Origin of the sequence: Clostridium acetireducens DSM 10703 (genome assembly GCF_001758365.1) — a bacterium.
Lineage (GTDB): Bacteria > Bacillota > Clostridia > Clostridiales > Clostridiaceae > Clostridium_C > Clostridium_C acetireducens.
The window spans coordinates 55,678-74,961 of record NZ_LZFO01000006.1 but is presented as its reverse complement, the minus strand read 5'-3'; the positions used below and the strand labels follow the sequence as shown (position 1 = coordinate 74,961).

General features: G+C 22.9%; 16 protein-coding genes. 10 read left to right on the top strand and 6 right to left on the bottom strand.

Annotated features, from left to right (window positions below; all coding sequences use genetic code 11):
- Nucleotides 1–7 precede the first annotated feature (7 nt).
- Complete coding sequence (locus CLOACE_RS02990; RefSeq protein ID WP_070109566.1) at nt 8–451, top strand: DUF134 domain-containing protein; 444 nt, start codon at nt 8–10, stop codon at nt 449–451.
- Between the two features lie 40 nt (nt 452–491).
- Nucleotides 492–1,814, top strand: coding sequence for a patatin-like phospholipase family protein (locus CLOACE_RS02985; RefSeq protein ID WP_070109565.1), 1,323 nt, complete (start codon nt 492–494; stop codon nt 1,812–1,814).
- Nucleotides 1,815–1,852: 38 nt separating this feature from the next.
- Here the strand turns inward: CLOACE_RS02985 and CLOACE_RS02980 are convergent, their stop codons facing one another.
- The 4 genes from CLOACE_RS02980 to CLOACE_RS02965 form a co-directional block, all read right to left on the bottom strand.
- A complete protein-coding gene (locus CLOACE_RS02980; protein ID WP_070109564.1) occupies nt 1,853–3,154 on the bottom strand; it encodes an SH3 domain-containing protein in 1,302 nt (433 codons plus the stop codon).
- Nucleotides 3,155–3,299: 145 nt separating this feature from the next.
- The gene (locus CLOACE_RS02975) at nt 3,300–4,118 is read right to left on the bottom strand and encodes an MBL fold metallo-hydrolase (RefSeq protein WP_070109563.1); all 819 of its coding nucleotides are present in this window, start codon (nt 4,116–4,118) and stop codon (nt 3,300–3,302) included.
- Between the two features lie 4 nt (nt 4,119–4,122).
- Nucleotides 4,123–4,923 carry a putative ABC transporter permease gene (locus tag CLOACE_RS02970; RefSeq protein ID WP_070109562.1) on the bottom strand — a complete coding sequence of 267 codons (801 nt, stop codon included), beginning with the start codon at nt 4,921–4,923 and terminating at the stop codon, nt 4,123–4,125.
- A gap of 470 nt (nt 4,924–5,393) precedes the next feature.
- A complete protein-coding gene (locus tag CLOACE_RS02965; RefSeq protein ID WP_070109561.1) occupies nt 5,394–5,957 on the bottom strand; it encodes a DUF1836 domain-containing protein in 564 nt (187 codons plus the stop codon).
- A gap of 240 nt (nt 5,958–6,197) precedes the next feature.
- On the opposite strand from CLOACE_RS02965, the gene trhA reads away from it, so the two are divergent.
- The 3 genes from trhA to CLOACE_RS02950 all read left to right on the top strand — a co-directional run bounded on the left by trhA (nt 6,198) and on the right by CLOACE_RS02950 (nt 8,249).
- Nucleotides 6,198–6,848 carry a PAQR family membrane homeostasis protein TrhA gene (trhA, locus tag CLOACE_RS02960; RefSeq protein ID WP_070109560.1) on the top strand — a complete coding sequence of 217 codons (651 nt, stop codon included), beginning with the start codon at nt 6,198–6,200 and terminating at the stop codon, nt 6,846–6,848.
- 110 nt (nt 6,849–6,958) lie between these two features.
- Entirely contained in the window at nt 6,959–7,849 is an 891-nt protein-coding gene (locus CLOACE_RS02955; RefSeq protein ID WP_070109559.1) for a DegV family protein, read from the top strand.
- 127 nt (nt 7,850–7,976) lie between these two features.
- The gene (locus CLOACE_RS02950; RefSeq protein ID WP_070109558.1) at nt 7,977–8,249 is read left to right on the top strand and encodes a hypothetical protein; all 273 of its coding nucleotides are present in this window, start codon (nt 7,977–7,979) and stop codon (nt 8,247–8,249) included.
- Between the two features lie 27 nt (nt 8,250–8,276).
- On the opposite strand, the gene CLOACE_RS02945 is transcribed toward CLOACE_RS02950, so the two are convergent.
- Entirely contained in the window at nt 8,277–9,008 is a 732-nt protein-coding gene (locus CLOACE_RS02945) for an HAD-IB family hydrolase (RefSeq protein ID WP_070109557.1), read from the bottom strand.
- Between the two features lie 567 nt (nt 9,009–9,575).
- On the opposite strand from CLOACE_RS02945, the gene CLOACE_RS02940 reads away from it, so the two are divergent.
- Together CLOACE_RS02940 and CLOACE_RS02935 are read left to right on the top strand one after the other, a co-directional pair.
- A complete protein-coding gene (locus CLOACE_RS02940; RefSeq protein WP_070109556.1) occupies nt 9,576–11,573 on the top strand; it encodes a methyl-accepting chemotaxis protein in 1,998 nt (665 codons plus the stop codon).
- Nucleotides 11,574–12,284: 711 nt separating this feature from the next.
- A complete protein-coding gene (locus tag CLOACE_RS02935) occupies nt 12,285–13,181 on the top strand; it encodes an HD domain-containing protein (protein ID WP_070109555.1) in 897 nt (298 codons plus the stop codon).
- A 445-nt stretch (nt 13,182–13,626) separates the two neighbouring features.
- Here CLOACE_RS02935 and CLOACE_RS02930 read toward each other — a convergent pair whose 3' ends face one another.
- Nucleotides 13,627–14,004: a zinc ribbon domain-containing protein gene (locus tag CLOACE_RS02930; RefSeq protein ID WP_070109554.1), complete on the bottom strand. Its 378-nt coding sequence runs from the start codon at nt 14,002–14,004 to the stop codon at nt 13,627–13,629.
- A gap of 193 nt (nt 14,005–14,197) precedes the next feature.
- Here CLOACE_RS02930 and CLOACE_RS02925 point away from each other — a divergent pair, with 193 nt between their 5' ends.
- The 3 genes from CLOACE_RS02925 to CLOACE_RS02915 are packed head-to-tail and all read left to right on the top strand — an operon-like array spanning nt 14,198 to nt 19,194.
- On the top strand, nt 14,198–16,270 hold the full coding sequence (locus tag CLOACE_RS02925) for a UvrD-helicase domain-containing protein (RefSeq protein WP_084027530.1): 2,073 nt from the start codon (nt 14,198–14,200) through the stop codon (nt 16,268–16,270).
- Nucleotides 16,270–18,435 carry an ATP-dependent helicase gene (locus CLOACE_RS02920; protein ID WP_070109553.1) on the top strand — a complete coding sequence of 722 codons (2,166 nt, stop codon included), beginning with the start codon at nt 16,270–16,272 and terminating at the stop codon, nt 18,433–18,435. The genes CLOACE_RS02925 and CLOACE_RS02920 overlap by 1 nt, the downstream gene beginning before the upstream one ends.
- A 3-nt stretch (nt 18,436–18,438) precedes the next feature.
- Nucleotides 18,439–19,194, top strand: a complete 756-nt coding sequence (locus tag CLOACE_RS02915; protein ID WP_070109552.1) for a PD-(D/E)XK nuclease family protein — start codon at nt 18,439–18,441, stop codon at nt 19,192–19,194.
- Nucleotides 19,195–19,284 lie beyond the last annotated feature (90 nt).

The following is a 19,284-nucleotide window of genomic DNA, read 5'->3' as shown; positions in this document are numbered from 1 at the left end:
GAATAGTATGTCAAGACCTATAAAGTGGAGGAAAGTAGAGTTTTTACCGAAAAATACATATTTCTTTCCTTTAGGTAAAAGAAAGTGTGAATTAGAAGAAATAGTGCTTAAAATAGAAGAACTTGAAGCTATGAGATTAAAAGATATAGAAGGGCTTACACAAGAAGAATGTGCTAAAAGAATGGAGATATCTAGGCAGACTTTTCAAAATGTAATAGATAAAGCAAGAAAAAAAGTTGCTATTGCTTTAACAAAAGGTATGGCAATAAGTATAAATGGAGGAAATTATACTAGAAATATATGTAGTTTTAAATGTACCAATTGTGGAAGTTTTTATGAAATAAATTTTGAGGGAGATAAAGATGTTTGTCCTAAATGTGGTTCTGAAAAAGTAATGTGTATTAAGAAAAATAATTTTTGCAATAAAAGATGTAATAAATCTTGTTATTAAAAATAAACAATATTTTTATTTATGGAGGAATTTATAAATTATGAAAAAATACGGTTTAGTATTAGCAGGAGGGGGAGCTAAAGGGGGTTATGAAATAGGAGTATGGAAAGCTTTAAAGGAATTAAATATACCTGTAAGTGCTGTAGTAGGTACCTCTGTAGGGGCACTAAATGGAGCTATTATGGTACAAGGAGATTACAATATAGCTTATAATTTATGGACTAATATAGAAATGAAAAAAGTTATAGATTTAGAAAAAGTTTTGCCTAATTATAAAAAAGATTTAGATATTAAAGACATAATCTTAGGAATTAAAAATATTATATTAGAGGGCGGTTTAGATGTAACTCCTTTAAAAAACATTTTAAAAAAATATATAGATGAAGATAATATAAGAAATTCTCCTATAGATTTTGGGTTAGTAACTTTTTCTATATCTAATTTTCAACCTATAATGCTGTATAAAGAAGATATCCCTAAGGGAAAGTTAATAGAATATTTATTAGCTAGTTCCTGTTTTCCTGCTTTTAAGCCACATAAAATAGAAGATGAAGTTTTTATAGATGGGGGAATATATGATAATATTCCTATTTCTCTTTTAATTAATAAAAATATAAAAGATATAATTGTAGTAGATGTATCTGGAATAGGTAGAGTAAAGAAAGTAGATGAAAAAGATTTAAATATAATATATATAAAAAATTCTCAATATTTAGGTCCTACTTTAAATTTTAATGGAGAAATTTCTAAAACAAATATAAAGATAGGATATTTTGATACATTAAAAATTTTCAAAAAATTAAAGGGAAAAAGATATTATATAAACTCTGAAAGTAATTCATCTTTATTATATGATTTAAAAGATAGTGAAGTAAGAAATATAATAAATTTTTTAGGTTTTAATGAAGTAAAGTTACCTTCAAATAATAAAGTTACATCTATATTAATTAAAAATTTAAATAGATACTCTAGTAAAAAAATAACTAATAGAATGTCTATTTTAGCAGCTTTAGAAATTACAGCAGAAGCTTTAGAAGTAAATAGATTAAATATTTATACTGAAAAGGAGTTATTAGATATTGTTTTAAGTAAATATAAAGAATTAAAGGATTCAAATACATCAGAATTTAATATAGATAGTACAGTAATGAATTTTAATAATATCTCATTTAATGAGTTTTCTAAAAAATATTTTTTAAATAACAAGTATATGATATGTTATAATAATTTTTTTGGAAAAGTAGATGTTAGCATAAAAAAAGTAAGGAAATTAATGGCGATAACTTTTCCTAAAATATGTATATCCAATATATTTATTACAGTAGTTTTACATAGAATAAATACTTTAAGCAAAATAAAATAAATGTATACTGTTTAATATATCAGTATACATTTATTTTATTATTTTATATAAGTAGTAGAAGCAAAACCTGTTATGTATCCATATTTAATTTTATACCAACCATTATAAGTGCCTAGTATTTGTACTTTAGTGCCACAAGGAATGGAACAAATAACTTTGCCAGATATAGACGAATTGTCTCTTACATTTAATCTAGAATTTTTATTTCTTAATGTAACAACTCCATATTTATTATTAGAATAATTAGTATTTACATTTACTGTTGTATTAATATTAGTATTGGTAGCAGAATTTACATATTGTGAACTAATATAAGCAGTAGAGTTATTATATTTAATTTTATACCAATTATTAAGTTTTCCCAGTACTTGTACCACAGAACCATGCTTTAAGCTTCCAATCACAGAAGAAGATGTATTTGGAGAATTTCTTACATTTAAATAAGAACCAGAATTTTTCAGTGTAATAATTCCTTTAAATGATTCATTGCTAAAGTTTTCGTTAGAATTTTGTTCTGATGTAGTCTTTGAAGAAGTATTATTATAAGAATTATTATTGGTATTTACATACCTAGAACTAATGTATCCAATGGAATTATTATATTTAATTTTATACCAACCATTACTTTCACCTAATATATAAACTTTATCATTGTTTTTTAAGCTACCTATTATATTATAAGAAACAGATGCTCCATTTCTCACATTTAAACTAGAATTTACATTAACTCTTCCACTCATCATTACATTGTAATTATTAAGGTCACTGTTTGAATTATTATTGGTTTGTGTATATTTAGAAGAGTTATTAGAACTTTGACTATTATTTGATAAGTATATGTATCCTTTTAAATATAAATTTCCCCTTTTTTCCATAGATTCTTTAGATAAAGCTTTTATATTTCCATCATAAGCTTTTCTTATGTTAAAATTCCCCTCATTTAAATATACAGTATTTCCTTCAACTTTTTCTACAAATCCTACATGACCATAGCCTAAATTTCCGCCACCCCAAACAGCTATAGAATTTTCTTTAGGCTCTGAACCGTAGGAATAAACATTGCTTTTAGCATTAGCATACCACCATTCTACTGCATTACCATAAAATTCGGAAGGTAAGTTTATTCCTAATTTTTCAGTAACCCTTCCGTAGGTAAACCATGTACATTGACCTTTATATCCGCACTTAGTAAATATATTATTAGTATTATAAGCATTACTTTGCACATTAGGTATAATGGATACTTGACTTGCTTTTACAACATTTGAGATACCATGTTGGCTTCCTATAACAGAAGCAGATAAAACAGCAGATATAAGTAATCCTTTTGTTTTTTTCATAAATAGTCCTCCCAAAATTATACAATATTATTATACACAAAATTATACAATTTAATTATCGATATATATTAAAAAAACTTAATAGCTTTAATGCAAAAATTAATAATAATTATTAAAAATTTAAAATATAAGTAATAATCTGGATTTAAATATTAATAGTTTCTCCTATATCTAGAAATTTTATGCTTCCATCGTTTAATCTTTTTAAAATTTCGTAAGTTTCTAAATCGCTATCTTGGGCTAATATATAGGTTTTGTAGTGAATAGGTATCATAGTTTTAGAATTCATCATTTTAAACATTTTAAAACTTTGTTCAGGAGAACAATGCATTTTTTGAAATTCATTAGGCTTATAGCAACCTACAGGCATAAGAGCAATATCTGCTTTTAAATTTTTATATTCATTTGTATAAGCAGTATCTCCAGCAAAAAATATAGATTTTGATTTTTCTTTTATTAAATAAGAGTTACTTTTACTTTCTTTTCCTAAGTAATATCTTCTGCCATCATGATTTGCTTCTAAAGTTTTTATTGATATATCCTTATATTTGAATTCTTCATTAGGGCTTAAAGCATGTATTTTTTTAAATCCTAATAACTTTAAAGGGTAAACAGAATTTTTGGGGCAAAATACAACAGCATCTTTATTTAGCTTTCTTAATGTGCTAAAGTTTAAATGATCCATATGGCAGTGAGATAGTAATATATAATCTAATTTTATTCCAGATAAATTTTTAGAAGGTCGAATAAGTCTTTTTAGATGACCTAAAGATAAACTAGTAACAGGATCCGTTACTAGTATTTTATTATATAAATTTATTAATATAGTAGAATGACCTATCCAATGTATAGAATTTGTAATTAAAGGTTCGTTTTTAGGAGTTAAAATAGGTTTAAAATAAATTTTTGCATTTCTTTTATGAAGTTTATACATATATTCTAATTTTTTTATAAGGTTAGACATAAAATCACTCTCCTAAATTATTTTTTTTTATAGATTTTAATAATTTATTTTTTATTTCTGACTTTATTATTTCTGCTTTATATACTAAAACTCCAGGAAATGCCTTGAAAAATCTAGAATATTTTTTATAGGTTTTGTTAAATATAAATTCATATCTGGATTTAATTTCTTTATATATAGATTCAATGTGTTTTTGTTTTTCTAAAGAGTTATCTTTTATATTTTCAATTCTATATTTAAATTCTAAAGATAATTCACTTAGTTGCTCTATTAATGAACTTAGTTTAGACAAATGTATTAAAGTCATTGAAAAATCAATTATAAAGTATAATAAAAAAGTATTTAATAAAATTAATATATATTTTTTATGAATAAAATTTGTTAAATTTATAAAAAAAGGATGTATTTCATATATAAAGAAAACCGATAGTATTCCCCATAATAATGAAAATGATAAGCATATTCTGCCTTTTATATTTAAAAAGTTATCAGAATAATCCCACCATACAGTATGGAAAAATTTCTCTAGAATGTATCCTGTTAAATATTCTAATATGGATGTTAAAATTATAGAAAAAATAAAAAGAAATAATATACTATTTCTAAAAGGTTTTAAGAATATTATAATAGAGAGTGCACCAAAACCATACATAGGACAAAAAGGACCAAATAAAAATCCTCTATTTATAAAATTTTTATTTTTTATAGTAGCATATATCGTTTCAAGGCACCAACCTAGAAATGAATATACAATAAAGTAAAAAAGTAAATTATAAAAATTATAGCTAAATACATTATAGTACATAATAACCTCCTAAAATTAAATTTAATAAATGTATTATATATAATTATTTATATTATAAATTTTTTAATAAGTAAATATATAATATAAATTTATTTATCTTTAAGGTTGTTGAATAAAAAAATGCTTGATATAATTTGCAGATAAAAAATAATTAAAAATAAGCTGTATAAAAATAATAAGCAAAGCAGCATAAAGAAAGTTTGCAAATAAGTTATTTCATTAAGACACTCTAAGAATAAAAAATAAAAAAACTCCTACCCAATTTATGCCCCGTCCTTGGGGCGGAAATTGGCTCATCACGTCCTGTGATGAATTACGGAGTTTTTTTATTTTTTATTCTAAGAGTGTCTAAGATTCATTCAAATTATTTACAAACTTTCTTTATGCTGCTTTGCTTATTATTTTTATACAGCTTATTTTTAATTATTTTTTATCTGCAAATTATATCAAGCATTTTTTTATTCAATAAGCTAATCTTTGAAGTATTTGTCTATTATTCTTTCAATCATTATTTTATTATAATTAGCACTTAAAGCTAATAATAGTATAATAATAAATAATTTTTCATCTTTTTTAATGTCTTTATATTGTGTTTCAATATAATTTAATTTTTTACTAGTTTCATTTTTAAATTCTTTCAACTGAAGTTTTTGAATATGCAAAAAATCATTGTAAATTTTTTTGAAATCAGTATCTTCTTCATTTTGTACAAAATTATATAATATGTATTCAATATCATTTATAGAAATAACTTGTTTTAGGTAATATATCCAAATTAGCATAATGATATGATTTCTATTATATTTTTTTTTATTAGGAGCAATTAGCATTTTGTGTTTTACATAATTATTTATCATGCTTTTTGTAAGTACTGCATCCTTAGAATCTCTCTTAAAATTTCCTAATTTATTATCCATAAAAGAAGTAACTTGATCCATATATAAATCTATATCTGGTATATCTGTAATATTTATTTCTTTTATAGAGGATATATCTTCTATAATTTTTATAATTTCATTTTCTAAAGACTCCATGTAATCACCTCGTGTAGTATTTAAAACTATAATATATTATATTAATATTATATCATAAAACATATGTATTTTGCGATAAATAGAAATAAATTTAAATTTTAAAGAAATTTATTACAGTACAATGATATAACAGAAGATTTGTTACTTGAAAATATAATAACTATGTAATAGAATTATAACATGATATATAATAGTAATTAAAACTAGATTATAAAATATAAATATTGAAAGGGTGTTTTTATGAAATTAATATCAAAACTTAAGGATCCTGTAAGCGGTTTAACTCATTTATTAGGAGTTATTTTATCAATAATAGGCTTAATAGCATTGATAAAAATAGCTAATTTTAAAAATGATAATATTTATATAATGTCTTCTTTAGTTTTTGGAATAAGTTTAATATTACTTTATACTGCAAGTTCTATTTATCACCTTTTAAATGTATCAAAAAAGATTTCTAATGTTTTAAGAAGAATTGATCATATGATGATATATATACTTATTGCAGGAACATATACTCCAATATGCTTAATAGGAATAAATAATAGATTTGGCAAGGGATTTCTTATATTTATTTGGATAATAGCTATATTAGGTATATTTCAAAAAGTATTTTGGTTTAATGCTCCAAGAATAATTTCTACATGTATGTATATAATGATGGGTTGGATGTCCATAGCATTATTTGTACCATTAATTAAATGTATTGAAATTAATGGGATAATGTGGCTTGTAATAGGAGGAGTGTTATATAGTATAGGAGGAATTGTGTATGCTTTAAAGTGGCCTTTGACTAATGCTAAATATTTTGGATTCCATGAAATATTTCACATATTTGTTTTGCTTGGAAGTTGGTGTCACTTTTATATGATATACAATTATATTATGTAGAAATTTATTTAATTTAGTCTTATTTAAAGAATAAGACTATTAATTTTACAAAAAATAATATATACTTAAAAAATATATATTATTATTGATTTTAGAAAGGATTTTTAAATATGAATAAAGAGTTTGAAATTATTACAGATTCCTGTTGTGATTTACCAGCAGGTCTTATTATAGAAAAAAACATACATTATGTAAGTTTAACCTGTAGTTATTTAAATATGGAGTATAAAGATGATTTTGGTATTAGTTTATCTTCTAAACAGCTTTTTGAAGATATGAGAAAAGGAATTATCCCTAAGACTTCTCAACCTAATAGTAATGATTTTTATTTAAAATTTAAGGAATTTGCTAAACAAGGAAAAGATATATTGTATATAGGTGTATCTTCTGGATTGAGTGGTACTATTAATAGTGCCAATATTGCTAAAAATATGATAAAAGAAGAATTTCCAGATGTTTTAATATATATAGTAGACATTTTAACTGCTTCTTTAGGTCAAGGAATTATGGTTATGAAAGCATATGATATGAAAGAAAATGGATATAGTATGGGGGAAATAGTAGATTATTTAGAAATTAATAAACAAAAATTAAATACATATATAACCGTAAATGATTTGGAGTATTTAAAAAAAGGTGGAAGAATATCTAGTACAGCAGCTATATTGGGTATGGTGCTTCATATAAAACCTATTTTAACATTAGATAAAGAAGGAAAAGTAATTCCTGTAATAAAAATAAAGGGAAGAAAAAAAGTTATAAATAAGATAGCAGCAATAGTTAAGGAAAAAATAGAAAATCCAGAAGAACAAATAATAGGAATATGTCATGGTGATTGTATTGAAGAAGCTTTAAAGTTAAAAGAAGCTATACTAAAAAATATTGATGTGAAAGATGTAATCTTAAATTATATAGGGCCTGTAGTTGGAGTTTATGGTGGACCAGGAGCTTTAGCTGTATTTTTTATAGGTAAAGATAGGCAAAATCATATTATAGATTAGTAGTTAGATATGTTTGTATTTTTATTGTAGAAAAGTATATAATTTTTTATTAAGTAACCAAAGCATAAAAAACTTAATAATATATAGTATGTTTTGTATATTAAGTTTTTTATTGGAGGTATATAATATGTCTAAGACTAATTTAGATAAAAATGAAATTAAAAAAAAGATAAAAGAAATAAGCAATAAATTAACTAAAGAACAAAAAAAACAAATTAGAAATTCAGCATTTAAATTAAAACAAAAACTATCAGAAATAAATAATATACCAGATATTAAAGAAAAATTGCAAGAGATAAATAAACTTCCAACAAAAGAAGAAAAGATTAAAGCTTTAAATAAAATGCCTGAATTAAAAGAAAAGGTAAAAGAATTAAAAGATATATTAGGATTAAAGTAAAAAAAAGGCTTTGTTAATTTACAAAGCCTAGTAAATTTTTATATTATAAGGATTTAATGTATAAACTACATCTTTTCTTTCCACAATTATTTTTATTTTGTTTTTTAGGTTTTCATCTTTTAGTATTTCATTTAATAATTCTTTTGTAGGATTTATAGCTTGAGGATATTTTACAGACTTTAACATAGAAAAATCTCCAGAGGTATCACCGTAAGCATAACTTTGATTTAAATCAATAGAATATTTGTTAACAAAGTAATTTATAGCATTTTTTTTGCTTTCGCTATCCCACATAGGTATTAATTTTCCTGTATAATAGTCATTTTCAGTAGTTAGATATTTAGTGCCTATATAATCATTAAAGCCGTATTTTATAGACATTTCTTTTACTAATTCTAAAGGACTTCCTGATATGGTTATAATTAAATGACCTTTAGATTTATGCCAAGCTATTTTATCACGAGTATAAGTATAAACTCTATCTCCTTTTTGATTAACTACTTGTTTTGCTATAAATTCCATTTGAGATTTAGTAATACCTTTTATAGATTCTATATAAATATCTGCCATTTTTAATAAATAATTATCATAGTTTCCCATGCGAGTATCCCATTTTATATACTCAGGCTTTACTTCATTGTACCATTTTTCAGGTTCTATAATTTCATATTTAATGAATTTTTTAAAAACCTCAGTTATTAAACCTTCTCTATATAAAGTTCCATCAATATCAAAAAAGGCAACAATATTATTTTTCATAATAATTCTCCTTATATTTATATTATAGTAAATACTTTTAATAAAAATAATTTAATATAATGTTATATAACAAAATTACCGATTTATTATATAATAAATCGGTTTGAGATAAATTCTATCTATAAATTAACTATAAACCCATTTCAGTTACTCTAGTAAAAGTTTTTAAATAAGAATTAAAAGAAAAAACATCTCTTTAAAAATTATACCACAAAGATGAATAAATGGAAAGAGTTTTATCTAAATATTCTAAAAATTTAACAATACATATAAAAATTTAGTTTTATGTGTGATAAATAAAGTAATATAATTTAGCTATAAAATTAATAATGTATTTTTAATGTAATTACTAAATTGTCAAATTTATAAATAATATTGAATATATATAACCATTTTATAATTGAAAACATTTAATATAAGAAAATGCTTGAAAAGTAAGTATAAATATAAGTAAATTTGTGATAAAATAAAGTAAATATGTGCACATATAGGAAATTTAATTAAATATAGTACATTAATTACAATATAATATACTATAATTAATGCATTATTTAGGGGGTGTGTTTTTTGAAAAGTATTAAAAAGAAATTTACTATTTTTATATGTCTTATCTGTGTAGTCAGTTTAATAATGTCTTCTAGTATAAGCTATTTTTTTTCTTATAGAAGTATAATGAAGGAAACCACAAGTAATATGATTAATGCTTCTGAAAAGTATGCTTCTTTTATTGATGGGTGGATGCAAGTTCAAGGAAGAATAATAGAAGATATAGCAAGTAACTTAGAATCTAACAATAATTATGATGATAAATATTTAGCTAGTTATTTTAAAAAAATGAAAAATAATAACTCTTGTGCTAGTGCGGTATATATGGGTTTTGCTGATAATAAATTTATAATAAGTTCTAATTGGATTCCTCCTGAAGGTTTTCTCTGTACAGAGAGAGGATGGTATAAAGAAGCTATAAATAAAGGCAAGCTTATTTTTACACCTCCTTATTTAGATATTAATACTAAAGAAATAGTAGTAACTATTTCTAAAGCTGTTAAAAGTGAAGGCAAATTTATAGGGGTTGTTTCTACAGATATTAGCGTTAAAAATATTACGGATGTTGTTCAAAAAGCAAAAATAGGAGAAAAAAGCTATGCTTTTTTATTAGATAATGGAAATAATATAGTTGTTCATCCTAATAAAGATTTTCAACCTACAGAAACAGAAGTTAAAAATATATCTAAAGTTATAAATGGAAGATTTTCTAAAATATTAGGAAATAAAATAACAGAAATAAAGGATTATGATAATGGAAATAAGTATTTTACTATAGCTAAAATTCCTTCTGTAGATTGGAAAATAGGATTTTCTGTTCCAAAATCAGAAGTTAGAGGTGTTTTAAATAGTTTGATTTTTAGTTTTATAATTGTATTAGCAATAATATTATGTGGAGCTATAGTTGTTTCAATATATTTTGCAGATAAATTTTCTAAGCCAATTGTTGCTGTTACAGAAGTATTAAACAAAACTTGTAATTTTGATCTTAAATATAATATGACTGATGGAATAAAGATGGCAATGGAAGAAGATGATGAAGTAGGAGAAATGGTAAGAACTTTATTAAAACTTAGAGAAAAATTAAGAGATATAGTAAATCAATTAAAAAATAGTTCTAGTAATATGTTAAATAGTTCACAGGGGATAGCAGAATCTACAGGGGAAACAGTTAGTTCTATAAATTTAGTTTCTAAAACTGTAGATGAACTTGCTAAAGGAGCACAAGAGCAAGCCAAAAATGCTCAAAATGGTACAGAAAAGTTAGTTAGTCTTGCGGAAGAAATAAATTTTATAGTTAATAGTGCAAATGAAGTTGAAAAGTATTCAAATGAAACAGACACTGTAAATTCTCAAGGTATAGAATACATGAATAAGCTTGCAGAGAAATTTAAAATAAATAATGATACTGCTTCAAAAATAGCACATAATGTAGATTCTTTAGCTAACAAGTCAGATTCTATAGGTAATATAATATATGCTATACAGTCTATAGCAGAACAAACAAATTTGTTAGCTTTAAATGCTGCTATAGAAGCTGCTAGAGCAGGAGAAGCAGGAAAGGGGTTTGCAGTAGTTGCAGAAGAAATAAGAAAGTTATCAGAGCAAACTTCTGAATCTACAAAAAAAATAGAAAAAATAGTTTATGAAATTCAACAACAGATATTAAATACAAAGGGAAATATGGATTCAGCATCAAAATCTAATGAAGAAGCAAATAAAGCTATGGTAGATGCTGAGGAATCATTTAAATATATAGAAAAAGCTATAAAAGTCACAATTGATCAAATAAATAAATTGGTAGTAAATATTAATAAAGTAAATAAGGATAAAGATGCAGTTATAGAATCTATTGAAGGTATTTCTGCAATATCTGAAGAATCTGCTGCTTCCACAGAAGAAGTTTCAGCTTCTATTCAGGAACAAGCTACTATTATGGAAAATATAGGACAGGCTACAGATTCTCTTGAACATATTTCTATGGAATTAAATAATATAATTGAACAATTTAATATATAGATAGTTTATCGAATAAAAAATAATTAAATATAATCTGTATAAAAATAATAAGACAGTAGCATAAATAGAGTTTGTAAATAAATCATTTTATTAAGACACTCTTAGAATAAAAAATAAAAAAACTCCTACCCAATTTATGCACCGTCCTTGGTGCGGAAATTGGGTAGGAGTTTTTTTATTTTTTCTTCTAAGAGTGTCTAAAATTCATTCAAATTATTTACAAACTCTATTTATGCTACTGTCTTATTATTTTTATACAGATTATATTTAATTATTTTTTATCTGCAAATTATATCAATGATTTTTTATTCAACAAACTAATATATTTTCAAAAAAATATGCCATACTAGTATAATACTAAATACTAATATGGACATTTAGATTCTAATTATTAATTATAGGTATATTAAATTAAAATAGGAGTAATAATAAAATTAAATTTATAAAAGAAAATTGTCGAAAATATTAAATAATGAATGAACTTAATGATGAAATTTCAAATAAAATTTTATTATTAAATTCATTTAAATTTTTAAATATTACAAGCCCGTAAGTATAGTAACTTAATTATAATTAGAATCTATTAAAAGGTTTAAATTACTTTGTAGTTTATTATAACATGAATTAGTAAAAAATAAAATAACAATGTTGATAATTTTCAAAAAAATATTAGATGTATTAGATTTTTATTATTTATGAAAGGATGATTACATGAAGAAATTGTATGTTAAAGCTTTAAAATATGGAGATAGAGTTAAAGAAAATTTTATGGTTATGAAAAAATTATATAAAAATGAAAGTAAAACTGTAATTTTTATAGGTGATAAAACTGGAGATATAAAAGCATATGTAAATGATGAATTAGATGTAATTAATGTAGGAGATGTAATAAATGTAGTGGGAATATTAAGTAATGTGCTTGAAATAGAAAAATATGAAAAAGTTAAAAATTTTGATATAGAAGAATATTTGCCTTATGTAGAAAGACCTATTGAAGAAATAATGAATGAAATAGAATCTATATCAAAAAAAGAATTTAAAACTAAGGAATGTATAGAATTAAATAATTATTTTTTTAAAGATAGGAAATTTTTAGATAAATTTAAAAAAGGTATAGGAGGAGTAAGCCAACATCACAATTACATAGGAGGATTAGCAGAGCATACTTTAAACGTTATGTACTTATCTAAAGTTTTAGCTTATAGATATAATTGTAACAATAGAGAAATAGCAATATTAGGAGCTAAACTACATGATATAGGTAAAACAGAAGAATATTTTACAGAAGGACCTTTTTCTTTTACGCTAAGAGGAGAAATGGAAGGACATATAGTTATAGGAGTTACTATGTTAGAAGAAGCTTTTAATGCTAATCCAGAATTATATAGCTATGATTTTAAAGAAAGAATAAAAGGGTGTATAGTACAGCACCATGGAAAACTAGAATATGGTTCACCTAAAAAACCGAATACTGAAGAAGCATATATAGTTCATTATGCAGATGCTTTAGATGCTTTCTTTAATAAAATATGGCAAATTAAAAAAGATTTACAGCCAAATACATGGTCAAATTATGAAAGAAGAATAGAAGGAAAAATTTATATTTAATTAGGCTGTTGAATAAAAAATCATTGATATAATTTAAAAATAAAAAATAATTAAATATAATCTGTGTAAAATAATACGACAGTAGTATAAAGAAAGGTTGCAAATAATTTGAATGAATTTTAAACAATCTTAGAAGAAAAAATAAAAAAACTCCGTAATTCATCACAGGACGTGATGAGCCAATTTCCGCCCCAAGGACGGGGCATAAATTGGGTAGGAGTTTTTTTATTTTTTATTCTTAGAGTGTCTTAATGAAATGACTTATTTACAACCTTTCTTTATACTACTGTCGTATTATTTTACACAGATTATATTTAATTATTTTTTGTTTTTAAATTATATCAATGATTTTTTATTCAACAGCCTAATTAAATATAAATTTTTCCTTCTATTCTTCTTTCATAATTTGCTAAGCAGTGTACATTTGTTTAAATATAGGGTGCAATTAATGTTGGCTTTTACCGCAATATGGGCAAAAATCAAAGGAAGAATCTAATGGTTTACCACAATTTGGGCATACATGTTGTTTGTTATAGTTTTCATATAGTATTTTTAAATCCCAATAATTTATATCTATGTCCTCTCCATTTTCTATTTTTTCTCCCTTTTCAAAAGGAATTTCATATATAGTATTACAATCATCACAGGTTAAGTAATAAGTTTTTTCCCATTTAAACAATGGAATAAAGAAAAAATGAAAATATTTATAATTTTTTATAAGAGTAAATCCTTTAGTATTAGTACAGTTTTTACAAGATAAATTAAATATTTTTTTAATAAATTTTTCTTTATTTTCTACGCCAAATATTCCTATGAAAAACATAATAGGCTCCTCCTTTTATATTAAGTACAATTACATTTTACTATATATTTATATTTCAATAAACTATGTAGATGTAAAACATGTATAATATTATAAAAATTGTATTTTATATGATAAAATATATATGTGTTTGTAAATTATATTAGAATTATAATAAAATATTGTTTAAGAGTTTATATTAATTTTTAAAGGAGTGATTGTTATAAATTACGCTGATGTACAAAGAATATTATTGGAAAAATGTAAAAATAAATTTTTATTAATAGAAGGTAAATCAGGAAGTGGAAAAACAAAATTAGCTATATCAAAGTATAAGCATATGATAAATGAAGAAAAAATACCTAGTGAAAGTATATTAGTTTTTTATGCAAACAGATATCAAAATTTGCTTTGGAGTAAACATATGGATTTTAAAACAATTGGTGAAATAAAAAAGTATAGCTATTTTAATTTTGTAAGGAGAGAATTAATTACTTATTGGCCTTTGGTAGTGAAGGATTGTAAAAAAATTAATAATAATATAATAAGACCTGTATTTGTTGAATACGATACATCTTTATATATGATGGAGATGCTTGTAGATTATTTTAGAAAAAGCAAAGGATATTTTGCAGATATAATTTCTACATCAAAAAAAATAGCGGAAAATATATTATTTAATATAAATAAATCAGCTATATCTTTAGTAAATTTAAATGAAATTGGAAATAGAATATATAATTCTATAGAAGTTAAAGAAAGTGTACAGAAAAAAACCTATGAACAAATAGATAAAGTTATAAATCATTATATTAATAGCTATTTAAATGCAGGAGTAATAGATTATGGGATGATTTTTTATTTGTACAATAAGTATTTACTTAAAAACCAATTTTATAAAAATCATATTAAAAATCTTAAATATATTATAGTAGATGATTTTGATGAAATATCTCCTTCTCAACTACAACTTATTAATTTAATAGCTGAAAATGCAGAAGGAGTTTATTTATTTAGTAATCCACAAGGATATTTTAATATATTTAATGGTGCTAATAAGGAGTATATAAAAAATAATATAAAATTTAAATTTAATTGTATAAGTTTAAATGAAAACTTTCTTAGTTGCCAAAATTATATTGAGTTTGCTGAAGTTATAACTAGTAGGATAATTAACAAAACATCTGAAGATTTAAAAAGTAGTGTACAAGCTCAAATAGATATAAGTTCTCAATTAAGAAGCGAAATGATATATAAAATAATAGAAAGAGTAAAAGATTTAATTTTTAATAAAGGAAAAAGCCCAGAGGATATAGTAATTATATCTCCTATAGAAGATTTTGTATTAAACTATGAAATATCAAATAAATTAGATTTAGAACATATAGATGTTATTTCTACTTCGAAAAAAACTAGGTTAATAGATAATCCTTATGTAAATGCTTTAATTGTAATAGTATGTTTTTGCAAAGAATTTAAAAATATTAAATTAACAGAGGATAATCTAAAAAGATTTTTTAATTTAGTTTTAGATATAGATCCTATAAGAAGTTCTATTTTATCAAAATATATAGAAAATAAGAATTCTATCTCTGCTTTACCAGAGTATATTAAAGAAATTTTAGGAAATGAATCTTTGGAAAAATACAATTACTTAAAAGATTTTATTAAAAATTATAGAGATTTATGTAAAGAAAGAGATATACCTGTAGATGAATTGTTTAGAAGAGTATTTTTAGAACTACTTATAAAGCTACCTGGAGCTATGGAAAACATAGCTGTTTTTCAAAATTTAAATGAATTGGCAGAAAAGTTTATAGGTATATTAGTAAATTTTAAAACTATGAAACAACCTGAAGAAAAATTTATAGATTTTATTAAAAATGAAGCAAAAGATTTTTATTCTTATAAAGAAATAGAAAAAATATATGATAATAAATATGCAGTTAAAATAACTAATCCAAATACTTTCTTAAACTCTAACTTTAAAAGTAAAATTCAAATATGGACAGATATAAATAGTGATATGTGGGCTCCAAGAAATATAAAAGAATTAACTAATGCATATGTATTAAATCCTAACTGGCATATAAATTCTGTGTATACAAACGAAATAGAAAATAAAAATAGGCAAGAAAAATTAGTTTCTATAGTTAATTGTCTTTTAAGGAAATGTGAGGATGAATTGTATATATACGGAAGTCGGTATTCAATAAATGGATATCAACAAGAAAGTGCCTTTTCCAATACAATATTTGATATATTAAATGAAAGTGGTGAATATTGATGGGGTTTAGAGTAGATCAAAAGCCTGTAATGGAATACAGTGAAGGTATTATGGCGGTGCCAGCGGTTCCAGGAGCAGGAAAAACATTTATAGTAGCTAATTTAGCAGCAAAGATAATTAAAGAAAAATTAAAAAAAAGAGAAAAGGTGTTAATAGTTACTTATATGAATAGTGCTGTTAATAATTTTAAAAATAGAATAAAATGTGTTTTGGAAGAGCAAGATATAAAAGATATTAATTCTTATGAAGTTATGACTATACACAGTTTGGCACTTAGAATATTAAAAGATAGACCAGATGTAGTAAATGTTAATGAAAACTTTAAAATATTAGATGAAGCACAAAAATCTGTGTATTTAAATGAATGTATAAAATCTTGGAGAAAATTCAAAGGAGAAAGGATATTTAAAAATGTATTAAATGAAAATGGTTTAAAAAGTTATAATAACAAGCAAGAAAGATATTGGAATAACTTTTTAACAATTGTAACGGCATTGATAAGTGAATTAAAATTAAATGATATACAAGCAGAAAATTTAGATAATAAATTAAAAATTTTTAATAATAAGTTTTCAGTTATAAGAGATATATCAGATATTTATAAAAATTATACTAAAAGGTTAAAATTAGATGGATATTTAGATTATGATGATATTCTCATATTAGCTTATAAAGCTTTAAAAAGAGATAAAAAATTAAGAGAAAAATTTCAAAAAAAATACACTTATATATTTGAAGATGAATGTCAAGATTCAAATATAGTTCAGTATAAAATACTTACTATGCTTTCTGAGAAATCAGGCAATTTGGTAAGAGTGGGAGATATTAATCAAAGTATAATGGCAACTTTTACACCTTCTGATCCTAAATTTTTTAAAGAATTTTGCAGTAAAGCAGATAAAAAATATACTATGTATATGGCAGGAAGAAGCTCTAAAAAAATCATAGATTTAGCAAACTATTTAGTAGAATTTATAATAAATAATCATTATCAAAAACAATGTAGAGAAGCTTTACAAAATCAAAAAATACAAGAAGTTAAAGGAATAGAGGGGTTAAAAAATCCTAGTAATGATGAAAGCAATTTATATGCTTTTTTACTACCTTCATGGGATAAGGAAATAGAAAAAGTTATAGAGAGCATAAAAATATTTAAGAAAAAACATCCAAATGAAACAATAGGAGTGTTAATTACATCTAATTATAAAATTAATAAGTTTGTAGAAAAGCTAGATAAAGAAAATATAGATTATGATAATTTATCATCTATATCTAAAGATAAGGTAAAAATAGTAAATATAATAGGATATTTATTAAAATTTTTAGCAGAACCAGATAGTAGTATAAAATTTAAAATATTTTTAGATGTATTTATAGATGATAAATATGATAAAAAAGATTTAATATTACAGTTTATAGATAATTACAAAAATCCTTATGACATAATATATAGAGATTTTGAAAAAATAAAATCTAATAATAATATTGTATTACTTATTAAAATTATAGAAAATATAAGAAAAATATTTGAATATTACTATATTTCAATAGATAATTTAATTATTTTTATTGGAAGTATTTTTGATTTTAATATACAGGATAAAGCTTTAATTCAGGCAGTAGCTTTATATGTAAAAAATATTTTAAGAGAAGAAAAGAATGTTGTATTAAATGACATAGCAGATAGACTTATTGATAAAAATAATCCTATTTTTGTTCATATAGGAGAAATAATATATGAGATGGAGGGATACGAACCTTCTCCAGAAAAAGTCACTATTGCTACTTACCATAAAGCTAAGGGATTAGAATGGGATTGTGTATTTTTAATGGATAATACAGAGTATAATTTTCCCTATACATTAAAAGATAAAATACAATCGGATTATTGGTATATTAAAGAGGAAATTAAGAATCCTGTAGCTTTAGGAAAAGCAGAAATTGAAAAATTAAAAGGTAATATTGTATCGGTAAATCCTTTAATAAAATCTAGAATAGATGTAATAAATGAAAAAGTAAGACTTTTATATGTGGGAATAACTAGAGCTAAAAAATATCTTATACTAACTGCTAATTTTAATAAAAATTCAAATAGTTTTAAAACACAAAGTTGCTCTAGGTATTTTCAAGTGTTAAAAAATTTTATTAATTCAAAGGAAGTGTAATTAATGAGAGATATAAGAAAAAATAATAGCTTTTATTATAGTCAAAATTCTTTGAATACTTTTTTAAAATGTCCTTTTAAATTTAAACTAAAATATATAAATGGAGTGTCTTGGAAAAAGGATTCTCCTATAGATGTAGAATATTATAAAAATATAAAAAAAGGATTAGATTTTCATCTAATTTGTGAAAGATATTTTTTAGATATTCCTTTAGGTTTAGAAAAAAAGGAATATATAGATAAAGATTTATTAAATTGGACTAACAATTTAATAGAAAAGTTTCCTAAGAAAAAACAAAAAAAGTATCTACCAGAATATGAGATTAAAATGAAAAAGAATAATATAAGAATTCAAGCTAAGTACGATTTAATAATATTACATGATAATAAAATATATATAATAGATTTTAAAACAGAAGAAAGAAAACTTACTCATAAAGAAATGAAGAAAAGATTTCAAACTATTTTATATATGTATATAATGTATGAAAAAGCAAAAGAAATTTTTAATATAGATGTACAGGCTATAGATATAAAAATGATATTTTGGCAACCTAAGTTTAAGGAGGATTTTATAGAAATAGAGTATTCAGAGAAAATTCATTTAGAAAATGAAATTATAATAAAAAATACTATAAATACTATAGATGAATATAATTTTGAATTAGATTTTAATAAAAATTTATATAAAAGTCATTGTAAGTTTTGTGAATTTAATTATTTATGTAATAATAGTAGAGTGGATTTTGATTTAGATTAGAGAAAAAAATTTTAATATATAGGTAAATCCAGTATTATAAAAATACTGGATTTACCTATATATTATATATTTTAGATAGGAGAATTTATT

Coding starts and splice junctions, on each gene's coding strand:
- CLOACE_RS02990 (WP_070109566.1), top strand. CDS start 8: ATGTCAAGACCTATAAAGTGGAGGAAAGTAGAGTTTTTACCGAAAAAT.
- CLOACE_RS02985 (WP_070109565.1), top strand. CDS start 492: ATGAAAAAATACGGTTTAGTATTAGCAGGAGGGGGAGCTAAAGGGGGT.
- CLOACE_RS02980 (WP_070109564.1), bottom strand. CDS start 3,154: ATGAAAAAAACAAAAGGATTACTTATATCTGCTGTTTTATCTGCTTCT.
- CLOACE_RS02975 (WP_070109563.1), bottom strand. CDS start 4,118: ATGTCTAACCTTATAAAAAAATTAGAATATATGTATAAACTTCATAAA.
- CLOACE_RS02970 (WP_070109562.1), bottom strand. CDS start 4,923: ATGTACTATAATGTATTTAGCTATAATTTTTATAATTTACTTTTTTAC.
- CLOACE_RS02965 (WP_070109561.1), bottom strand. CDS start 5,957: ATGGAGTCTTTAGAAAATGAAATTATAAAAATTATAGAAGATATATCC.
- trhA (WP_070109560.1), top strand. CDS start 6,198: ATGAAATTAATATCAAAACTTAAGGATCCTGTAAGCGGTTTAACTCAT.
- CLOACE_RS02955 (WP_070109559.1), top strand. CDS start 6,959: ATGAATAAAGAGTTTGAAATTATTACAGATTCCTGTTGTGATTTACCA.
- CLOACE_RS02950 (WP_070109558.1), top strand. CDS start 7,977: ATGTCTAAGACTAATTTAGATAAAAATGAAATTAAAAAAAAGATAAAA.
- CLOACE_RS02945 (WP_070109557.1), bottom strand. CDS start 9,008: ATGAAAAATAATATTGTTGCCTTTTTTGATATTGATGGAACTTTATAT.
- CLOACE_RS02935 (WP_070109555.1), top strand. CDS start 12,285: ATGAAGAAATTGTATGTTAAAGCTTTAAAATATGGAGATAGAGTTAAA.
- CLOACE_RS02930 (WP_070109554.1), bottom strand. CDS start 14,004: ATGTTTTTCATAGGAATATTTGGCGTAGAAAATAAAGAAAAATTTATT.
- CLOACE_RS02920 (WP_070109553.1), top strand. CDS start 16,270: ATGGGGTTTAGAGTAGATCAAAAGCCTGTAATGGAATACAGTGAAGGT.
- CLOACE_RS02915 (WP_070109552.1), top strand. CDS start 18,439: ATGAGAGATATAAGAAAAAATAATAGCTTTTATTATAGTCAAAATTCT.